This is a genomic window from Paenibacillus gallinarum, from assembly GCF_014836635.1.
Lineage (GTDB): Bacteria > Bacillota > Bacilli > Paenibacillales > Paenibacillaceae > Paenibacillus > Paenibacillus gallinarum.
Genome location: NZ_JACSQL010000003.1, coordinates 352652 through 369249 on the forward strand (window position 1 = coordinate 352652; position 16598 = coordinate 369249).

14 protein-coding genes are annotated in these 16598 nt (G+C 40.0%); 11 read left to right on the top strand and 3 right to left on the bottom strand.

What is annotated here, in order from left to right; all coding sequences use genetic code 11:
• The first annotated feature begins 12 nt into the window (after nucleotides 1–12).
• The 8 genes from gshAB to H9647_RS10865 all read left to right on the top strand — a co-directional run bounded on the left by gshAB (nucleotide 13) and on the right by H9647_RS10865 (nucleotide 10084).
• Entirely contained in the window at nucleotides 13–2358 is a 2346-nt protein-coding gene (gene gshAB / locus H9647_RS10830; protein WP_191799780.1) for a bifunctional glutamate--cysteine ligase GshA/glutathione synthetase GshB, read from the top strand.
• A gap of 239 nt (nucleotides 2359–2597) precedes the next feature.
• Nucleotides 2598–3026, top strand: a complete 429-nt coding sequence (locus tag H9647_RS10835) for a MarR family winged helix-turn-helix transcriptional regulator (protein ID WP_191799781.1) — start codon at nucleotides 2598–2600, stop codon at nucleotides 3024–3026.
• A gap of 230 nt (nucleotides 3027–3256) precedes the next feature.
• Entirely contained in the window at nucleotides 3257–4762 is a 1506-nt protein-coding gene (locus H9647_RS10840; protein ID WP_191799782.1) for an MFS transporter, read from the top strand.
• A gap of 131 nt (nucleotides 4763–4893) precedes the next feature.
• Nucleotides 4894–6099: an FAD-dependent monooxygenase gene (locus H9647_RS10845; RefSeq protein ID WP_191799783.1), complete on the top strand. Its 1206-nt coding sequence runs from the start codon at nucleotides 4894–4896 to the stop codon at nucleotides 6097–6099.
• Nucleotides 6100–6208: 109 nt separating this feature from the next.
• The gene (locus H9647_RS10850; protein ID WP_191799784.1) at nucleotides 6209–6607 is read left to right on the top strand and encodes a hypothetical protein; all 399 of its coding nucleotides are present in this window, start codon (nucleotides 6209–6211) and stop codon (nucleotides 6605–6607) included.
• Nucleotides 6608–6742: 135 nt separating this feature from the next.
• Nucleotides 6743–7399, top strand: coding sequence for an SGNH/GDSL hydrolase family protein (locus H9647_RS10855; protein ID WP_191799785.1), 657 nt, complete (start codon nucleotides 6743–6745; stop codon nucleotides 7397–7399).
• Nucleotides 7400–7474: 75 nt separating this feature from the next.
• Nucleotides 7475–9013, top strand: coding sequence for a glycoside hydrolase family 43 protein (locus tag H9647_RS10860; protein ID WP_191799786.1), 1539 nt, complete (start codon nucleotides 7475–7477; stop codon nucleotides 9011–9013).
• A 165-nt stretch (nucleotides 9014–9178) separates the two neighbouring features.
• A complete protein-coding gene (locus H9647_RS10865; protein ID WP_191799787.1) occupies nucleotides 9179–10084 on the top strand; it encodes a manganese catalase family protein in 906 nt (301 codons plus the stop codon).
• A gap of 168 nt (nucleotides 10085–10252) precedes the next feature.
• On the opposite strand, the gene nrdF is transcribed toward H9647_RS10865, so the two are convergent.
• Genes nrdF through nrdI form a run of 3 tightly spaced genes read right to left on the bottom strand, consistent with a single transcriptional unit; the run spans nucleotide 10253 to nucleotide 13703 of the window.
• A complete protein-coding gene (nrdF, locus tag H9647_RS10870) occupies nucleotides 10253–11227 on the bottom strand; it encodes a class 1b ribonucleoside-diphosphate reductase subunit beta (RefSeq protein ID WP_191799788.1) in 975 nt (324 codons plus the stop codon).
• Nucleotides 11228–11272: 45 nt separating this feature from the next.
• Entirely contained in the window at nucleotides 11273–13357 is a 2085-nt protein-coding gene (nrdE, locus tag H9647_RS10875) for a class 1b ribonucleoside-diphosphate reductase subunit alpha (RefSeq protein WP_191799789.1), read from the bottom strand.
• Nucleotides 13344–13703: a class Ib ribonucleoside-diphosphate reductase assembly flavoprotein NrdI gene (nrdI, locus tag H9647_RS10880; RefSeq protein ID WP_191799790.1), complete on the bottom strand. Its 360-nt coding sequence runs from the start codon at nucleotides 13701–13703 to the stop codon at nucleotides 13344–13346. The genes nrdE and nrdI overlap by 14 nt, the downstream gene beginning before the upstream one ends.
• A 205-nt stretch (nucleotides 13704–13908) precedes the next feature.
• On the opposite strand from nrdI, the gene H9647_RS10885 reads away from it, so the two are divergent.
• From H9647_RS10885 to H9647_RS10895, 3 genes are all read left to right on the top strand, one after another.
• On the top strand, nucleotides 13909–14115 hold the full coding sequence (locus H9647_RS10885; protein WP_191799791.1) for a zinc ribbon domain-containing protein: 207 nt from the start codon (nucleotides 13909–13911) through the stop codon (nucleotides 14113–14115).
• A gap of 211 nt (nucleotides 14116–14326) precedes the next feature.
• Complete coding sequence (locus H9647_RS10890; protein ID WP_191799792.1) at nucleotides 14327–15454, top strand: glycoside hydrolase family 53 protein; 1128 nt, start codon at nucleotides 14327–14329, stop codon at nucleotides 15452–15454.
• Between the two features lie 62 nt (nucleotides 15455–15516).
• On the top strand, nucleotides 15517–16431 hold the full coding sequence (locus tag H9647_RS10895; protein ID WP_191799793.1) for an AraC family transcriptional regulator: 915 nt from the start codon (nucleotides 15517–15519) through the stop codon (nucleotides 16429–16431).
• The last annotated feature ends 167 nt before the right edge of the window (nucleotides 16432–16598 follow it).

A 16598-nucleotide genomic window follows, 5' to 3' on the forward strand; every position in this document is an offset into this window, starting at 1 on the left:
GAAGGTTCATTCATGAGATTACTAGATCATAAATTCATCCAAACAATAAGGGAACACTCATTACAAGAAGAGTTGCTCCAAGGTCGATTTGGACTGGAGAAAGAAAATGTAAGGGTTAATCAAGAGGGGAAACTTGCCTTAACTCCTCATCCAGAAGCTTTTGGAAATAAGCTCGAGCACCCTTATATTCAAACGGACTTTTCGGAGAGTCAAATGGAAATGATTACGCCCACTTTTGAATCGATAGAGGAAGCTTATTATTTTTTAGAAGCGCTGCAAGATATCGTATCTCACGAATTAATGGAGAAGGGGGAGTATTTGTGGCCGAGCAGCAATCCCCCAATGCTGCCAAAAGAAAATGAAATTCCAATCGCGCAAATGAACGATCCGATTGCGGATGAATATCGTCATGAGCTAGCGGATAAATACGGGCGGAAACGCCAGCTGCTTAGCGGAATTCATTATAACTTCTCGTTTGAAGAACGTTTTCTTCGCAAATTGCACCACATCGAAGGCGGCAGCGAAGAATACAAATTGTTCAAAGATGCGGTTTATTTTAAAGTAGCACGCAACATGCTTCGGTACCGCTGGATGCTGATCTATTTAACGGGGGCAAGCCCTGTGTTCGATAGAACTTATATGGATATTTGTGTAGCGACAGGACATTCCGATGATAACGAAAGCTATTATTTTCCGAATATGAATTCACTGCGAAATAGCTCATGTGGCTATCGAAATACAAAACCGATCAGGGTTTCTTATGATTCTGCTAAGGAGTATGTCCGTGATTTAAAAGAGTTGATTCAGAAGGATGAATTACTAAGTGTAAAAGAATTTTATAGTCCGGTTCGTATCAAAACAGCAAAAGGCATAGATCCGCTGCAAGAACTGCTAGAAGATGGAGTCGCTTATTTGGAACTGCGATTCATTGATTTAAACCCGCTGCATAAGAATGGAATTAGTATCGATACCTTAAGACTTATTCATTTTTTCTTACTCTTTATGCTGCTGAAGAAGGACGAGCCGTTTAGCGAGCAGGATCAAAAGATGGCTGATTTGAATCATGATCAGTTAATTACACATGGGATGACTGGCCATTTACACGACATAGAGAACAGTAACAAATGGATGAAAGAGACTGCGCTCACTTGCATAGAAGAAATGGAAGAGATGGTGGCTCTTTTGTTCCCTGAAAAAGAAAAGTATGTGCAAATTCTTGAGAACGCGAAACGAAAAATTAGGCATCCAGAACTTAGTGCTGCTTCGATCGTGAAGTCCGAAATTCAAAAATCTTCGTACCTTACGTACCATCTCGAAAAAGCGAAAGAATACGCCGAGCAAAGCATTTTGGCGGGATATCGTTTTTCCGGATATGAGGATCTTGAACTATCTACTCAACTTCTTCTAAAAGCAGCAGTAAAACGCGGGATAAAATTTGAAATACTAGACCGAGAAGAAAACTTTGTTGTATTAACCAAAGGAAATCATAAGGAATACGTGAAGCAAGCGACAAAGACATCGTTAGATTCGTATAGCACCGTCTTGATTATGGAAAATAAGGTCGTTACTAAGGCTGTACTATCTCAGCATGGCATACGCGTTCCGTCCGGTGAAGTGTTTCATAGTTTAGACGAAGCTAAACAATCGTATGATATGTACCGAGGTAAACCAATCGTGATTAAGCCGAAATCGACCAACTTCGGACTTGGTATTACAATTTTTAACGAAGAATATTCTAGAGAAGACATGGATAAAGCTTTCGAGATCGCTTTTACGCATGACCGAACCGTTCTTCTTGAAGAATTCATGACAGGAAAAGAATATCGTTTTCTCGTAATGGGGGATGAGGTTGTGGGCGTGCTGCACCGGGTTCCTGCCAATGTCGTGGGGGACGGTGTTCATACTATTCAGGAATTGGTTCATGAGAAGAATAAGGACCCACTTCGGGGAAGAGGGTACAAGACACCTTTGGAGAAGATCCAGCTTGGAGATTCAGAAGAGATGTTCCTGAAGAATCATAATAAAGGGTGGAACGATATTCCTGCAAAAGAGGAAGTCATCTATTTAAGAGAAAACTCGAATATCAGTACAGGCGGAGATAGCATTGATTATACGGATGAGGTAGATGTTAGCTATATGCGGATTGCGATTCAATCGGCAAAGGCTGCCGGTGCGACCATCTGCGGAGTGGATATGATGATTGATGATGTTCATGTTCAAGCGACAGAATCGAATTACAGCGTTATCGAAATCAACTTCAATCCTGCGATTCATATTCACTGTTACCCATATAAAGGAAAGAATCGGAAGGCGAATGAAAAAGTGCTTGATCTGCTGTTTAATAAGGGTCAACTGTAATTCGAATGAAATTGATTAGATTAATTTTAATATAGACATTACCGGATAGTATTGTCCCCTTCAAGCAGCAACTTATAAAGAAGACTCATGTTATCATGTAGAAATGAGTGAACTTGGAGGGGAATAAATGAAGCTTAATCTTGTACCCAGAGTTTGAATATGACACAATAACGATAACGAATGATGAGAAAAAGAATGTAATCTTCATCAACTATATGCTTATAAATGAGGGATTAACCATGAAACAAGACCCACTTCAAACTATTGAGCACGAGATCGCATTGCTAGTACGTCTTACAACTGCTTATAAGCCTCGCCTGGGAGTTCTTGATCGTTCTGAGTATCTTCTGCTTAGCGAACTGGATAATGATAGTCCGCTCGCGATGAATATCCTTGCTGAGAAATTACAACTTAGTCTCTCCACGGCAAGCAGACAAGTGGCTACGTTAGAAGCAAAGCATTTCATTCAGCGGTTTCCTGACCCACATAATGGACGGATTAGCCTTTTGGAAATTACGCAGGAGGGTAAAGAAGTTCTACAGAGAGTTCAGCGCGCTAGGTATGAAGTATATGAAAAGGTGCTTCAGGATTGGACCCATGATGAATTAAAAACCTTAGAAGCCAATTTGACTCGCTTAAATCGAGATTTCAAAAGATGGAATAAATAATCTACATAAACATCAAATTTTATCATTGGATAATTTTAGTGATTGATTTAATAATACGAAGTTGTATAATATAATTTACTCGCTATAACTTGTAACATACAACTTGTATATTGCAAGTTAGTTTATAAAGTGAGTTATTTTGATTTAGGAGGGTTCCAATTTATTCATTAAGCTAATCTTTTATTTTCCTATTAGGTTAGGACTCGTTAGACAACTAGAGGAGGACATACATGAGTCAAACCAACAATCCAGTAATGACCAATCCAAAGAAATTAAGTATTCCTAAATACATAATTATGTCGATTCTTACTATCTTTTCGATTGGACCACAATATTTTCTTAATCTTTCTTATACTGTTGGACAAAGTGTTATTCAGAATGGGCTTCACCTGAGTGCGCAGGAGATGCTTATTCCTTCAAGTTTATCCAGTCTTGCTTTTGCACTTGGCTTGCCATTAGGACGTGTTTTTTCTAAAAAATTCGGACTGAGAAACTTCTATCTTAGCCTTGTGTTTGTTTTTTTGTGCGGGACGATTATCGATGCTTTCTCCTATAATCTATCCACTTTGATCATCGGAAGGATGATCCAAGGGCTTAGTGCGGGGATGCTGTTTTTAACAATCCTTTCTGCCAAATTTCTTTCATTCCCGAACCATTTACGACAGTTCTTTTTGTTCTCGGTCGTTGTGGGACTTTTTGGTGCATCAGCTATTGGAGCAATATTTGGTACGATATCCTTAAGCACGGATGCTTGGCGCTGGTTGTATATTATTAATATATTTTGCTCACTACTTTGTCTCTGTGTTGGTTTTGTTACATTGCCTAAACAAAAAGTAGAACAAAAAGAAAAAACGGTGATCAATAAAAACGGACTTTTTTTATTAGGTCTTTTGACAGCAGCCTTCGCATTTCCCATACTTAATCTACAAGAAAAAGGCTTTGATTCCGTTTATGTTTGGCCTTTTCTCGTAATAGCCATAATTCTTATGGCGCTTCTTTTCAAAAATGATAGTCGAAATGAATTTCCTATTGTGCCAATTCGTGCTTTAGCCCAGCCCAAGGCTGTGTTTGGTACAATGATGGCAGCAGCGGGACATATCTCACTTATTGTTATCTTTGTTGGGGTTAATGGATACATGCGAACGATTAAAAATGTCTCGTTCATCGACTTCACTTATTTTTATTGCTGTTTCTTTATAGGCATTGTCATATCCGCAATTTTATGCGCTCTATTCTTCGATAGGTGGGGAGCAGGAATTCTAGGAATCGTAGGTTCGATGCTCACCGTTATCGTAAGTATAAAATGGTCCTCGATACAGCCGGAGGCATCTCTTATTGGGCTTAATCTTCAAATGGCTTGTTTAGGCTTTGGCCTCAGTATGACCTTTATATCAGGGGCAATAGGAACTTTATTTGCAGGGAATGCACATCAAGCATCCAGTCGATCTGCTTCACTGCACACGATAAGAAACTATGTCGGTGCCGTTTTTGCGCCGTTCCTAGGATGGTTCCTCTATCGTGTGAATGCAAATCAATATGAAAAACAGATAGGGCTACTTAATCAAATCGATGCCGCAGCAGATATAAATGCCAAAAAGGCAGCAATACTTAGCGCTTATCATGGGCTTTTCACGATTCTGCTTATATTAGGTATCATTATGTTAATTGCATCGATAGGGAAAATGGCAACGGGTAAAGGTCATGCTTTAGTGAAAAAAGAAAAAACCACCGTTTAATCTTGCCATCCAGGCGAAGAACTTTGAGTTCTTCGTCTTTTTTTATGTATGATATTACATGTGTAAAAATGTTAAAATGAAGAGATAGTGAATAAAGCCATATGGAAGGCAAGTAAGGTTGGGAGCAAAATATGATGACACAAAATATGAATACAACCGTTTGTATCGTTGGCGGAGGACCTTCAGGGTTGCTATTAGGTCTCTTGTTAGCTAAGCAAGGAACCCCTGTGACCGTGCTAGAGAGTCAACCAAATTTTGAACGTAAATTCAGAGGCGAAGTATTGCAACCTCGTTTCATTCGATTAATGAAACAATTAGGGCTGGATCAACATCTGTACCAGTATGAACATATAAAGCTGTTAACGGGAGAAATCTGGAGCGAGGATAAACTGATTTCGTCTATCGATTATGTAGAAGATACGCCAGAAGCGCCTTTTTCCGTACGAATGAAACAGTCTGTATTACTCCAAGCTCTATATGATGAAGCCGTAAAGTATGATCATTTTCACATGATTTTTAATGCCAGAGTGAAGTCATTGATCACAGAAGAAGACAGAATAAATGGGGTGGTTGCCCTTACTCAGAAAGAAGAAGTTCGAATTAATGCCCATTTGACTGTAGGTGCAGACGGCCGTTTTTCAACCATTCGAAAACAGGGTGATTTTTCGTATAAATATAAGAAACATGATTTTGATATGATTTGGTTCACCGTACCCATTCAGGAAGATCGTCATAAAGATATTTTTTTTAGAGTAACTACTTCTCGTAATTTCATTGTTGTACCAAGTTCGAGAGACGTACTACAAATCGGGTTTACAGTGAGGAAAGGGGAATGGGAGGTAATAAAGCAGAGAGGAATCGGTGCTCTGTCAGAGGAGTTAATCAGCGTATTCCCAGATTTACAAGAACCGCTGCGTGAGATTACTGATTTTCAGTCTTTTGTTACCTTAAAAGCCGATGTATTCTTTGTGGATCAATGGTATAAAAAAGGTTGCGTACTAATAGGAGATGCCGCTCATTGCTCGTCTCCAGTAGGCGCAATCGGCATTTCTTTGGCGGCAGAGACAGCAGCCCTATTAGCGGAGTTAATTCATGAGTCTATACAAGATGAGGATCTCGATTTTAGAAAAGTAGAGTCTTTAACCGCTTTACGAGCCAAAGAAGTGATGATGGTCCACCGGATGCAGGGATTGATCACGAAGGCCATTATTAAAGCTCCAAGATGGACAAAAAAATGGGTGATCATAGCTGCACCATTACTTTCTAAAACGAAGTTATTTCATCTTGCAAAAAGGAAGTTTTTATTAGGAAAGACTATTGATCGTCTAGGTAACTAGCGCCTTCTTTTATTAAAGAACGCCATTGGCGGAAAAGCGATCGCTGTAAAATAACTGTGGTATGAATGCTATTTTGTATTCGTACCACTTTAAACAAGAAGGGATTAAGATGGATTTCCGAAAGAAATCAATAGTCATAATACCTCTAATAGTTATAGCTTTGATAGCCTTTTTTAGTTTTTCTTTATATGACTCTCCCTCTAAAGTAGTGAAAAATTATATAAATCATGATTATGTTTCAAACCATGAAATAATAAACTCATCCGTTGTTAATCAATTCTTAGAATTTAATAAAAATAACAATTTACCAGAACCGATTATAAATATCAAAACGGTTAATCGATCTGCAAATCAATCGCAAGTGATCGTTAATTTTGAAATTTTCACTTATGATACGAATAATAATCTTAAACAGATATATTCTGGAAGTTTGTTATTTTCACTTATTCATACTAAGGGGAGATGGGAGATTAAATCCATAGACGTGATTAAAGATATAAGAGAATAAAACTCATTGCCTCTAAGGGAGACGATGAGTTTTTTGCATTCGCGAAAATCAATCCTAGTCAAGAACAACTGGGATTTTGTACAATATAAAGATAATTATTCAAATTATACCTGCTGAATGGAGAGAAGGGGACTTATGGAGAGAAAAAGAAAAACGATCTTATTTCAAGGGGATTCCATTACTGATGGAAATTGGGGACGAGATATGGACCTTAATCATATTCTTGGACATGGTTATGTATATCTTCTTGCAAGCCAGTTAGGAGCGGAGTTTGCAGCAAGCCAGCCTCATTTTATAAATAGAGGGATTAGTGGAAATCGAGTCTCCGATCTGTATGCACGTTGGAATGAAGATACGATTAGTTTACAACCTGACCTGATTAGTATTCTTATTGGTGTTAATGATGCAACGAGCCTTATTTCTGGTGATCCACGCGGAGCTACCGACCGTTTTGAACGAATCTATCACCAGCTGCTGAGCGAAACAAGAGAGGTTCTTCCTGAGACAGGATTGGTACTATGTGAGCCTTTTATTCTTCAGACAGAGTTAACAGCAAATAACTGGACAGAGCTGCGTAAAAAGACAGATGAGTATCGCTCTATCGTCAGGGAACTCTCACATACATACCATACCTTATTTGTCCCTCTGCAAGAGGTATTTGATCAGGCAGCAGACAAAGTGACCCCTGAATATTGGATGTGGGATGGAATTCACCCGACCGCTGCGGGACACGAGCTTATTGCTAATGAGTGGCTAAAGGTTGTGCAGCAAAGTGAGTACGCTATTGGGTAGGATGTGTGATGACCGTTATAACCTCTTAAGTTTAGATGCTTCGAAAATATCATGATGAAGAAAAGGAGAGAAAACATGAAGAACAATCCGATTATATGGGCCGATTACCCGGATCTTGACGTGATTAGAGTAGAAGATACGTATTATATGGTGAGTACGACGATGCATATGATGCCGGGGTGTGTTATCCTGCGTTCTTATGATTTGATCAACTGGGAAGTAGCTACTCATGTATACGATATACTTGAAGATACACCTGCTCAAAGACTAGAGGGAGATCAGCAAATCTATAGCCAAGGGATGTGGGCAGCCTCAATCCGTCATCACAAAGGGAAATTCTATGTCATTTTTGTAGCCAACGATACGCAGAAAACCTACTTGTATACGTCAAGTGATATAAATGGGCCGTGGACAAAACAGTATATTGAAGGGTTTTATCATGACTGTTCTCTTCTATTTGATGACGATGACCGTGTTTATCTCATTTATGGTAACGCTGACATTCATCTTACCGAACTAAAAGAGGACTTATCTGGACCAAAGCCAGACGGACTAAGTCGAATTATTGTGAGAGAACCGGGAGAGTACTTTTTAGGTTATGAAGGCGCCCATCTATATAAAATAAACGGAAAATACTATGCTTTCTTTATACATATTACACCTGCTACAAAAGGACGCAGAACGCAGGCTTGTTATGTTGCTGATTCTTTAGAGGGTGAATTTACAGGCGGAGAAGTTTTTAATGATGACATGGGGTATTTTAATGCCGGAGTAGCACAGGGTGGAATTGTCGATACGCCAGATGACGACTGGTATGCCATGTTATTTCAGGATCATGGTGCGGTTGGCCGTATCCCGGTTATCGTTCCTCTGCATTTTGAAAATGACTTTCCAGTATTTGCAAAAGAGGCTCCAACATGTATTGAGATACCAAGTACGAGACCCGGTTATGAGTATAAGCCCCTGATCGGAAGCGATGATTTTAGTTATGATACGGATGAGAATGGGAGGGTGAAGCTGAAAGATTTCTGGCAGTGGAATCATATCCCGAATGATGATCTATGGTCGGTGACAGATAAGCCAGGGACATACCGTATTCAATCTGGAAAAATAAGCCCCAATCTAACGTTTGCTCAGAACACGTTGACGCAGCGAGCGATGGGTCCTGCATGTGAGGCAGTTGTTACCCTAGATGGCAGTGAACTACAAGACGGGGATTATGCCGGTTTGAGTTTCTTAATCGGCACTTATGGATTGATTGCTCTAACGAAAGAGGCAGGGCAATATTACTTGGTAATGATCGCTCGAGATACCGACGATAAGTCGATCTTTGGAAATTTAGTAGATACGAAGCCCGGTGACATCTATGCAAAAATTCCCGTAAAAGGAAACAAAGTGACGTTGAAGGCATCGGCGAACTTCGTGAATAACACAGATGAGTGTATGTTCCACTACTTAGACGGTGAGAGCTGGAGAAAACTTGGAATTACACATCATATGGTGTATAAATTGGATCATTTTATGGGATGCCGCATTGGTTTATTTTTATTCTCTACAGAAAAAATCGGCGGAACTGCTGAGTTTTCTAATTTCGAGTATAACGTATTAAATTAACGTGTTCTATCAACGAATGAGAGCCCTGGTTAGAGGTGGGCTCTCTTTTGTGTTTACTACGTTTTATAAAACCAACAACAATAAATGACAAAAAACCTGTCCATGCATAACGCGCGAGTATCGCCACATAACATGAATCAAAGAGCATTTAAGGAGGAAATACGAATGTTTAAACGAGTAGACCGTCTCGCAATTGAATTGCCGCTTCCCCTGTCTTCAGGACCGGATCCGAACGGTGCCAGTGCAGTTCAGGAACTTATGGGTGGACGTTTCGGAGAGATGTCGACCTTGAATAATTATATGTTTCAGTCCTTCAACTTTAGAGGCAAATCTAAGTTGCGCCCGTTCTATGATATCGTGGCGAGTATTACAGCAGAAGAGTTTGGTCATGTTGAGCTTGTAGCAAATACGATTAATATTATGCTTAGCGGTACGACATCTCCAGGAGATCCAGATACAACGCCGCTGCGAGTAGGTAAAGATGCACGGATGACATCTCATTTTATTGAGTCTGCACAGACTGCACTTCCTTATGATTCCATGGGAAGACCTTGGAACGGGTCGTATGTGGTAAGCAGCGGGAATCTAATCTTCGATTTATTGCATAATTTCTTCTTGGAATGCGGAGCACGCACACATAAAATGAGAGTGTATGAAATGACAGATCATCCGGCGGCTCGAGAAATGACCGGGTATTTACTTGTGCGTGGCGGTGTACATATTTTGGCTTATGCGAAAGCACTTGAAATGGCTACAGGAGTAGATGTAACTAAGTTATTCCCCATACCTAGACTCGATAATAAAGTATTTGATACGACAAGAAAATGGGAAGCGGCTGGAGAACATCGAAGACTTTACACATTCAGTGACAAAGACTATCAGCAGATTGCCCAGATCTGGAAAGGGGTTCATCCAACAGATGGGGGTAAACTTGAGGCGTTTGCGGGGCTGCCAGGATATAGCGGACCTGTACCTGAATTACCGGACTTACCTGAAGAATTTGCCCCTGGGATCTCTGCGGAAGATCTTATTCTAATAGCGGAAAGGTTAAAAAGGTCTGCAGGTCTTTGATTATATAGCGATGGGATAATGTAACATATAAGGACCATAAAAGGAACCCGTGTTTTGTAAAAGACCAGGTTCCTTAAAAAGACTCAGACCGTTCTTAGGAAAGAACGGTCTGAGTCTTTTTGATACTTGAATCAATTTCATAACTCATTAAATCGATTCACTTACTATTTATTTATCGAATTCATCAAAATTGAAATCATCATCCGTCAGCGGTTCTACTTTCAAAGCACGAATGTAACCATTTCCTTTTTTGGAGAAGAAGTCATGCTGTTTGGTGTGAGTGCTAATCCCGTTTAACACAATGGGGTTAACTTCTTCGTCTTCAAATAGGGGTTCAAAGCCGAGGTTCATCATCGCTTTGTTAGCGTTATAGCGCAAGAATACTTCTACATCCTCCACTAAATCAATAGGAGTATAAACCTCTTTCGTGTATTGCAACTCGTTGAGATGAAGCTTTTGTAATAAATCGACGAGGTTCTGATACAACTCTCTTTGTTCTTCTGGATCTAAAGTGGCATAAATTTCTTGTGCTAACACACCAACATACACACCGTGAATACTCTCGTCACGTAGAATGAGATCAATGATTTCCCCACTGCATGTTAGTTTTCCTTGCCCCGCTAAATAGAGCGGATAGAAGAAACCACTGTAGAACAAATAACTCTCAAGCAGGACAGAAGCGCACATCGCCATAAATAAATCTTTAGAGGTTTCTATACTCGTGTAATACTCACGAATGATTTCTGCTTTGGTTTGCAGATAAGGATTTTCTTCTACCCAGCGGAATACTTGATCAATTTCTTCCGTTGAGGCCAAGGTTGTGAAAATACTGCTGTAAGACTTCGCATGAATTTGTTCCATCATCGCCATAAAACTAAGAACGGCTTTACGCTGGAGCCCGTCAACATGCTCCATGATCTGGGGCATGCCAACGCCTCCTTGAATGGTATCCAGGAGGGTAAGGCCTCCAAGAACTTTCATATAAGCATCTTTTTCTGTATCACTGAGCGTTACCCAGGTCATTTTGTCATCAGATAAAGGGATTTCGTCATCGGTCCAAAATTGCATGATGTTCTGATTCCAGAACATCAGTGTGAATTCATCATCTGCACGATTCCAGTTCACAGCTTGAATTGCCGGCATTTTATATCAAACTCCTATCTTAATAGCGCTAAAAGATCATTACTTTTATATAGAACAAGCAAGACATTCTTCCATCGTTAGCTTGTTAGTACGTGTATAATACAGAGATTTGAGCCCTTTATGAGCAGCATAGAGGTAGCACCGAGCCAAGTATCTAGTCGATACATCACTGTTCACATGCAGTACCGTCGAGATACCTTGGTCAACGTGAGGCTGAATTTCTGCAATCAAGTCAATCACTTTGAATTGATCCATCTGATACGCCGATTTGTAATAGAAGAGATTATCTTTTTGCAAGTATGGCATTGGATAATACGTTGTTGAATTTGCATAGGTACGTGTCTCAATCTGCTCTACGATCGGCATTACACTCGATGTTGCGTTTTGGATATAAGAAATGCTGGCTGTTGGAGCAATAGCCATACGATATGCGTGATAGAGACCATTCTCCATAACCTCAGACTTTAGTAGTTTCCAATCATCCGGAGTAGGGATGTAGATTCCGTTAAATAATGCTTGTACTTTGGATGTTGCAGGACGGTAATCGGTGGTTAGATAACGATCGAAGTAAACTCCCGTCGCATAATCCGATTCTTCAAATCCATAGAACCGCTGACCCGTTTGCTTAGAAAACTCCATACTTTTTTCCAAGGAGTGATAATTCATTGTCATGAAGAAGGTACGCACAAAGTCTTTGGCTTCAGTGCTTTCATAAGCAATCTTGTTTTTGGCAAAATAACCGTGAAGATTCATTACACCGAGGCCGACAGAATGCATTTCAGCATTTGCTTTTGCAACACCTGGAGCATTGTCAATATGAGTCATATCGCTGACAGAGGTCAGTGCAATCATACCTTCATGAACTGATTCCTTGAGCTTACCGCTCTCCATAACATTTACAATATTAAGGGAAGCAAGATTACAGCTAATATCTTTACGAATGATGTCGGGCTGTCCGTAATCCGTAATTTCAGAAGTCTCCTGCAGTTGGAAAATCTCTGTACAGAGGTTTGACATTTTTACTTGTCCTACATTTTTTAGCGGATGAGCTTGATTCGCGTTTGTTTTATTGACGATATACGGATAGCCGGATTCAAGCTGAACCATCGCTATTTTGGTCAGCATATCGCGTGCTCCCATGACTTTTTTCTTCTTCACACGATCGTCAGCCAGCAGCGTGTCATACATTACGTCAAGATCCATATCATCCAAATGAATACCATAATTCTTATATACACTATAAGGCGCGAAAACATAGAGCGGCTCATTATCTTGAGCCAGCTTATAGAAACGATTTGGAACTATAAGACCGATTGAAAGTGTTTTTAGACGAATTTTCTCATCTGCATTAATTTTTTTGCTATCCAGGAACTCCATTACATCCCAGCCGAAAATATTATAATAAGCGGCTCCCGAGCCTTTACGTTGTCCCATCTGGTCTGCATAAGAGAAACCATCTTCCATCAGTTTCAGAACAGGCGTAATTCCTTTAGCAGCACCTTCAACGCCCTTAATAGCTTCCCCACGAGCACGCAGTTTGGATAAGTTAACCGCAACGCCGCCGCCAATTTTGGACAATTGCATACAAGTGTTCAGTACATAGTTAATCGAGTTGAGTGCATCATCCATTTCAAGCAGGAAGCAAGAAACGAGTTCACCCCGCCGACTTTTTCCTGCATTTAAAAATGTGGGAGTTGCAGGTTGAAGGCGCTGCTCCATCATAGAACGAGACAACAAACAAGCCGTATCAAAGTTTCCTCGCCCTAGCTGAAGAGCGACTGCCGCTACACGATCAGCATACGATTCAAGGTAGGTTTTTCGGTCACGGCTTCGAAGTGCATAGTCCGTATAGAATTTGGATGCTGCCATGTAGGAAGGGAACTGGTACCCATAGCCGTGTGTAATTTCAAATACGGTTCTAACTTCATCCAGGGTATAAACAGCATAAAAATCTTCGTAATAATCTTGTTCAATCATATATTTGATCTGCTCATCAATGCTCGTAAACTGCAGACTTTTACTTTTTACTTCTTCCATGAATTCCTCTACAGCTTCTTTGTCTTTATGTAATTGAAAGAAACCATCAGAGTCACGCTGTAGTAACATGTTGTTTAATTCAATATGACGCAATGCGGCTCACCTCTTGTTTAAAATATTCAACATCACTTTTTGTACCGGATAATTCGAATTTACTAATAATAGGAACGTTATAAGATGCGGATATCAAATCTGCACTTTTCGCAAAACGTTCACCCCAGTTACGGTTACCGCTCGCAGCAACGCCGATGAGGTATTTCGAGTTTTTTTGCAAAAAAGAAGACACCTTATCAGGTATCTGTCCAAAACCTGTTGTATACGTGATGAGTACATAGGGTTCATCAATCGTCATTTGATTCTGAATTTGAACTGCCGGAAGTGAAAGTTTCGAAATGAATCTTTTTACATTTCCAGTCATGGAATCATAAACAATTAACAATATCTTATCCCCCTTGATTGATAAAAAAGGCATTAATTTTATACTATATATAGACTGTGTTTATAATTTTAAATCAATATATAGAATTGTCAAATGTTTTTAAGAGTCATGTATGACTCTTTATTCCAAATTTCCAAGATAGAGATTGAAACCTGAGATGATTCCAATTCGTATTCATAACTATATAAATTGGAGGCGATTTTAAATGAGTGGAAGAGGCTGTTTTAAATGCGGAGGTTTGGAAGCGGACACCAAAGAAGTTGCGATGACAGGTACTGGATTATCAAAAATGTTTGATATACAAAATAATCAATTTATTGTAGTTTACTGCAAAAATTGCGGGTATTCCGAATTCTATAACAAGAAATCCTCGAAGGCTTCGAATATCATCGACTTCTTTTTCGGTGGATAAGTTTTCAAAAGAGAGCCTTGGAATTACTTTTTGAATATAAGGAAATAAGGACGAAATTCAGGGACTACCCTGGTGTTTCGTCCTTTTTCATGTTTTTTAACATCATGAATACATAATATCCTTATACCATTCACCCATCGTTTTTTATATATCAACTCTACCTGAAAACGCTTTATAATATGTGTATTGACACATAGAAGGGAAGAACTTTATGACTCGTTTGTTTGTTAAAGGCGCAGACATCTCCATGCTGAAAGAAGTTGAAGACTTCGGAGGGAGATATTATCTAGGTGAGGAACAAAAAGACTTATTCGAAATATTACAAATAAAAGGATTGAATACGGTTAGATTGCGCTTGTGGGTGAACCCATATGATGAAGAAGGTAAGCCATATATGGGCGGCACGAATGATCTGGAGACGACGATTGAACTGGCAAAAAGAGCAAAAGCACACGGAATGCAGTTTATGCTAGATTTTCATTACAGTGATTTTTGGGCAGATCCGAAGAAACAAGACAAGCCAAAGGCTTGGCAGTCTTATACAGGTGAGAGGTTGCAAGAGGAAGTATATCGCTATACCAAGGAAGTGCTTGAAGTATGCAGACTGTGCGATGTCATGCCGGATCTGGTACAAATTGGAAATGAGACAACGAACGGCATGCTTTGGCCAGAAGGTAAAACACCTACCTATGTTCCTGAAAAGCAAAGCTTTGAAGAAACAGAAGCAGCGCAGTGGGATAAGTCGTACGATTCACTTGCGGCACTATTGAAAGCAGGTGTGCGGGCAGCAAGAGAAGCAGGACCTATGAAAATTATTTTGCACCTTGATGCCGGTGGGCAAAATGTATTATACCGCACATGGTTTGATGAAATGAGTAAACGAAATGTAGATTATGATATTATCGGTTTATCTTACTATCCGATCTGGCATGGCGGTCTCGAAGATTTACAGTTTAATTTGGAAGACATTAGTGCTCGCTTTAATAAAGAGGTGCTAGTTGTAGAAACGGCTTATGGACATACGACGGAAAGTTTGTCTGGAGCAGATATTTTCACAGAAGAAATGTCCAAAATTGCTGGATATCCGCCAACGGTGGAAGGCCAGGGGCAGTTTCTTCAAGATTTAATGGAGACAGTCCGTAAGATTCCTGACGGAAAAGGTCTCGGTATCGTATACTGGGAGCCGGCTTGGCTGCCGGTAAAAGGGACGAGCTGGGCAAGTCTGGCCGGTATGAAATATGGCAACGATGTCTCGGAAATGGGAAATCATTGGGCCAATCAAGGATTGTTCGATTTTGAGGGTAAGGCACTTGCTTCATTAGATGTGTTCCTAAAATAAAGGAATTGAAAAAAGCCGAGTATAGAGTTTTGGGCTCTATACTTGGTTTATTTTGTTATCATATGAATATTGAAGGGTCATTGAAGGGAGAGGATAAGGTGAACTGGGGCGATGAGAACAGAAGATGTGTATTTAATACAATAGAGCGCTCGCTTCCATTATTTGTTGAAACGATTGGATATAGTGCTTGGGAACGGATATTTACACGAACGGACGGATACCCGTATTATCACTGGCTATATACTTTGGAAGGGGAAGGAAGTATGGAAATGAGGGGAGAACGCTTCCTGCTGACGTCAGGTCAAGGAATACTACTCACCCCATTTACACCGCATTCCTATTCCCCTGCATCAGATCGATGGGTAACCGTATACATTACATTTGGCGGAACTGCTGCTGAGGCTATACTGAACTCGCTTGATATGAATACTTCCGCGATCTATTCTATCGATTCAGAAGGTGCATCTTTCGTATCTCTCATGGAAGAGATGATTTATAAAGCGGATTGGGATACGGAGCTCTCTGGAATGGAATTATCTACAGCACTCTATCGTTTTCTTATGCTGTTAAGAAACTACGGTATGCGTGACGAACAGCCCTCATTATCTCAATATTATGATAAGCTTCGTCCCGTTGTGCGATGGATGGAAGAGCATTTTTCATCGAATGTGGGGCTGGCTGAGATGGTGGAACAAGCGAATATGAGTGTTTCGTACTTGAATGAGCTTTTTCGGGATGCATTTGATATGAGTCCATACTCTTACCTGATCCACCTTCGTCTCCGTCAAGCTAAAAAAATGATGATCATGAATCCTGATAAGACTCTCAAAGAAGTGTCGGCACAGACTGGATTTAACGATGTGAGTCATTTCGTGGCAACGTTCCGAAAAAAGGAAGGCATTACACCCGCCAAATATAGAGAGCTACATATTTCTACGGAATCATCATCTGAAAACACTTCTCAAAGAACGAATTGAATAAATTAAAAAAGCAACCGAGATATCCGGTTGCTTTCTTGTGTGAATTTTTCACACAAGGTTAATTCTTGTCTTTCTACTCTTTCGGAAGCATAACCTACCATTGATGTTATTATTTCAACATATGAAAAATTCACAATAATAAAATCAATAACGCTTTCTATCTA

Bases quoted from the DNA above. Each gene is read 5' to 3' on its own strand.
- H9647_RS10850 (WP_191799784.1), top strand. From the start codon at position 6,209: ATGGATTTCCGAAAGAAATCAATAGTCATAATACCTCTAATAGTTATA.
- H9647_RS10855 (WP_191799785.1), top strand. From the start codon at position 6,743: ATGGAGAGAAAAAGAAAAACGATCTTATTTCAAGGGGATTCCATTACT.
- nrdF (WP_191799788.1), bottom strand. From the start codon at position 11,227: ATGCCGGCAATTCAAGCTGTGAACTGGAATCGTGCAGATGATGAATTC.
- H9647_RS10840 (WP_191799782.1), top strand. From the start codon at position 3,257: ATGAGTCAAACCAACAATCCAGTAATGACCAATCCAAAGAAATTAAGT.
- gshAB (WP_191799780.1), top strand. From the start codon at position 13: ATGAGATTACTAGATCATAAATTCATCCAAACAATAAGGGAACACTCA.
- H9647_RS10885 (WP_191799791.1), top strand. From the start codon at position 13,909: ATGAGTGGAAGAGGCTGTTTTAAATGCGGAGGTTTGGAAGCGGACACC.
- H9647_RS10845 (WP_191799783.1), top strand. From the start codon at position 4,894: ATGATGACACAAAATATGAATACAACCGTTTGTATCGTTGGCGGAGGA.
- H9647_RS10895 (WP_191799793.1), top strand. From the start codon at position 15,517: ATGAATATTGAAGGGTCATTGAAGGGAGAGGATAAGGTGAACTGGGGC.
- H9647_RS10890 (WP_191799792.1), top strand. From the start codon at position 14,327: ATGACTCGTTTGTTTGTTAAAGGCGCAGACATCTCCATGCTGAAAGAA.
- H9647_RS10860 (WP_191799786.1), top strand. From the start codon at position 7,475: ATGAAGAACAATCCGATTATATGGGCCGATTACCCGGATCTTGACGTG.
- H9647_RS10865 (WP_191799787.1), top strand. From the start codon at position 9,179: ATGTTTAAACGAGTAGACCGTCTCGCAATTGAATTGCCGCTTCCCCTG.
- H9647_RS10835 (WP_191799781.1), top strand. From the start codon at position 2,598: ATGAAACAAGACCCACTTCAAACTATTGAGCACGAGATCGCATTGCTA.